At 70.1% G+C, this 2664-nt stretch carries 3 protein-coding genes; 2 read left to right on the forward strand and 1 reads right to left on the reverse strand.

What is annotated here, in order from left to right; genetic code table 11:
- Positions 1-1075, forward strand: a 1075-nt coding sequence (gene efeB / locus MJ785_RS13305) for an iron uptake transporter deferrochelatase/peroxidase subunit (protein ID WP_239381187.1), incomplete at its 5' end; no start/stop codon positions are given.
- Between the two features lie 154 nt (positions 1076-1229).
- Here efeB and MJ785_RS13310 read toward each other — a convergent pair.
- Positions 1230-2087, reverse strand: coding sequence for an SDR family oxidoreductase (locus MJ785_RS13310; protein WP_239381188.1), 858 nt, complete (start codon positions 2085-2087; stop codon positions 1230-1232).
- 140 nt (positions 2088-2227) lie between these two features.
- Here MJ785_RS13310 and MJ785_RS13315 point away from each other — a divergent pair, with 140 nt between their 5' ends.
- A complete protein-coding gene (locus MJ785_RS13315) occupies positions 2228-2653 on the forward strand; it encodes a helix-turn-helix domain-containing protein (protein WP_239308833.1) in 426 nt (141 codons plus the stop codon).
- Positions 2654-2664 lie beyond the last annotated feature (11 nt).

Consider the following 2664-nt stretch of genomic DNA (forward strand, 5'->3'; position numbering starts at 1 on the left):
CCACCAGGCCGGGATCATCACACCACCACCGGCGGCGGCGATGTTCGCGTCCTTCGACGCGATCACGACGGACCGGGCCGGGCTTGTCGACCTGTTCAGGACAATCACCGAACGGGCCCGTTTCCTGACTGCCGGCGGCACCCCGGTCGACCTCGGCACGACCGCCCCGCCGTCGGACAGCGGCATCGTCGGGCCCGTGGTGCCCCCGGACGCGCTGACCGTCACCGTCGGTGTGGGCGCATCCCTGTTCGACAACCGCTTCGGCCTGGCCGACCGAGCGCCGCGTCACCTCACACCGATGCGCACCTTCCCCAACGACAACCTGGACGCCACGCAGTGCCATGGCGACATCAGCCTTCAGCTGTGCGCGCACAGCCGCGACACCGTGCTGCACGCGCTGCGTGACATCGCCCGGCACACCCGCGGCGGCATGCAGCTGCGGTGGCGCATCGACGGCTTCCAGAACCAGCCCCGGCCGTCGGGAGCCCAACGCAACCTGCTCGGCTTCAAGGACGGCATCGCCAATCCGGACGTGACCAGCGCCGCCGAGCTGGACCGGCTGGTCTGGGTGCACGGCGGCGACGAGCCCGCCTGGACCACAGGCGGCTCCTACCAGGTCATCCGGGTCATCCGGATGCTGGTGGAGTTCTGGGACCGGGTCTCCCTCAACGAGCAGGAAATGATGATCGGCCGGCGCCGGGACACCGGCGCGCCGCTGGACGGCACCGCCGAGACCGACACCCCGGACTACGCGGGCGACGCCGACGGAAAGATCATCCCGCTCGACGCGCACATCCGGCTGTCCAACCCCCGCACCGCCGAGACCGCCGGCTCCCGTATCCTGCGCCGCGGCTACAACTACGACCGGGGCATCGACACCAACGGCAACCTCGACATGGGCCTGGCCTTCTGCTGCTACCAGCAGGACATCGCCCGCCAGTTCGAGGCGACCCAGACCCGGCTCATCGATGAACCGCTGGTCGACTACATCAGCCCGACCGGTGGCGGCTACTTCTTCGTCCTGCCCGGCGTCCGGGACGCCGCCGACCACCTCGGCCGTGCTCTGCTCACCTGACCCTGGACGCCGGCCTGGCCGGCAGAGGACGAGCTGGTGGCGGGCCGGGACCAGGTAACACCGGCCCGCCGCCGGCCATGATCGCCGCTATCAGGCACACACCCAATAACCGATTCCGGGCCTGCCCCGGCCCCGGCCTACCGTCTTCGCTCGGTCAGGCCTTGACAGCGACGGCTACCGCGTCGGCGAGGCTGGTGGTGGGGCGGCCGAGCAGGCGGCGCAGGTCGCCGCTGTCGGTAGTCAGCTCGCCGCGGCCGATGCCGAGATCCGAGTCGGCGAGCAGGCTTGCGAAGGCCTCGGGGACACCAACGTCGACGAGAGCTTTGGTGTACTCCTGGGCAGGCAGGTTCTGGTAGACGACCGTCCTGCCGCTCTGGCGGGAGACCTCGGCGGCCAGCTCGGTCATCGTGAAGGGCTCGTCACCGCCCAGTTCGTACACGGCGCCCGTCTGGCCGGCGCCCAGCAGGACGGCAGCCGCCGCGGCGGCGAAGTCGGCGCGGGTGGCGCCGGCGATCCGGCCGTCGCCCGCGGCGCCGAGGAGCACGCCGTGTTCGAGCGCGGGAGCGAGGTTGTCGGTGTAGTTCTCGATGTACCAGCCGTTACGCAGGAAGACGAACGGCAGGCCGGAGTCGCGGATGATCGACTCGGTGGCCTTGTGCTCCGTGGCCAGCGCCAGACCGGTGGTGTCGGCGTTGAGGATGCCTGTGTACGCGATGAGGCCGACGCCGGCCGCGACGGCCGCATCCACGATGTTGCGGTGCTGGGCCGCGCGCTGGCCGACCTCGTTGGAGGAGATCAGCAGCAGTTTGTCCGTGCCGGCGAGGGCCGTGGCGAGCGTCTCGGGCCTGGTGTAGTCGGCCTCCCGAACCTGCACGCCGCGGGCGGCGAGGTCGGCGGCCTTCTCAGGGCCGCGCACGGCCGCGACGACGTCGCCGGCGGGCACGCCGCGTTCCAGCAGCTCCTCGATGACAAGGCGGCCGAGGTGCCCGGTGGCGCCGGTAACAGTGATCATAGCTTTCTCCCTGGTGGCCGATCTGGCGTTGCCTGCCCGTGCGGTAGGCACTCCAGGAGTGTACTAACTATTTGTAAGTGCAGTCATATTGGTTAGTACGGTTGATGGGGATGGCGCCCTGAATCGCTACAGTGGGTACCATGAACCGCTCGACCCCTACGACGGCCGCGTCCGCCGACCCGGCGGACGCTCTGGCCGCCGACGTCTTCGCCCGCGCATGCCCTTCGCGGCGGACGATGGAGACCGTCACCAGCAAGTGGGGGGTCCTCGCCCTGGCAGCGTTGACCCAGGGCGAATACCGGTTCAACGCGCTGCGCCGCAGAGTCGACGGGGTCAGCGAGAAGATGCTGTCGCAGACGCTACAGGCGCTGGAACGCGACGGGCTGGTCCGCCGGGACGTCCAGGCGACCATCCCACCACGCGTGGAGTACAGCCTGACGCCGCTCGGCGTGCGCATCGCGGCGAAGCTGCGCGAGCTGATAGAGCTCATCGAGAGCGAGATGCCCGCGGTGATCGCGGCCCAGACGTGCTACGACCGCGCGAAGCCCCCTGCCTCGTCGGCCTGACGTTCCTGGCG

The sequence above is a fragment of the Protofrankia sp. CiT1 genome, from assembly GCF_917627335.1.
Lineage (GTDB): Bacteria > Actinomycetota > Actinomycetes > Frankiales > Frankiaceae > Protofrankia.

Bases quoted from the DNA above. Each gene is read 5' to 3' on its own strand.
- MJ785_RS13310 (WP_239381188.1), bottom strand. From the start codon at position 2,087: ATGATCACTGTTACCGGCGCCACCGGGCACCTCGGCCGCCTTGTCATC.
- MJ785_RS13315 (WP_239308833.1), top strand. From the start codon at position 2,228: ATGAACCGCTCGACCCCTACGACGGCCGCGTCCGCCGACCCGGCGGAC.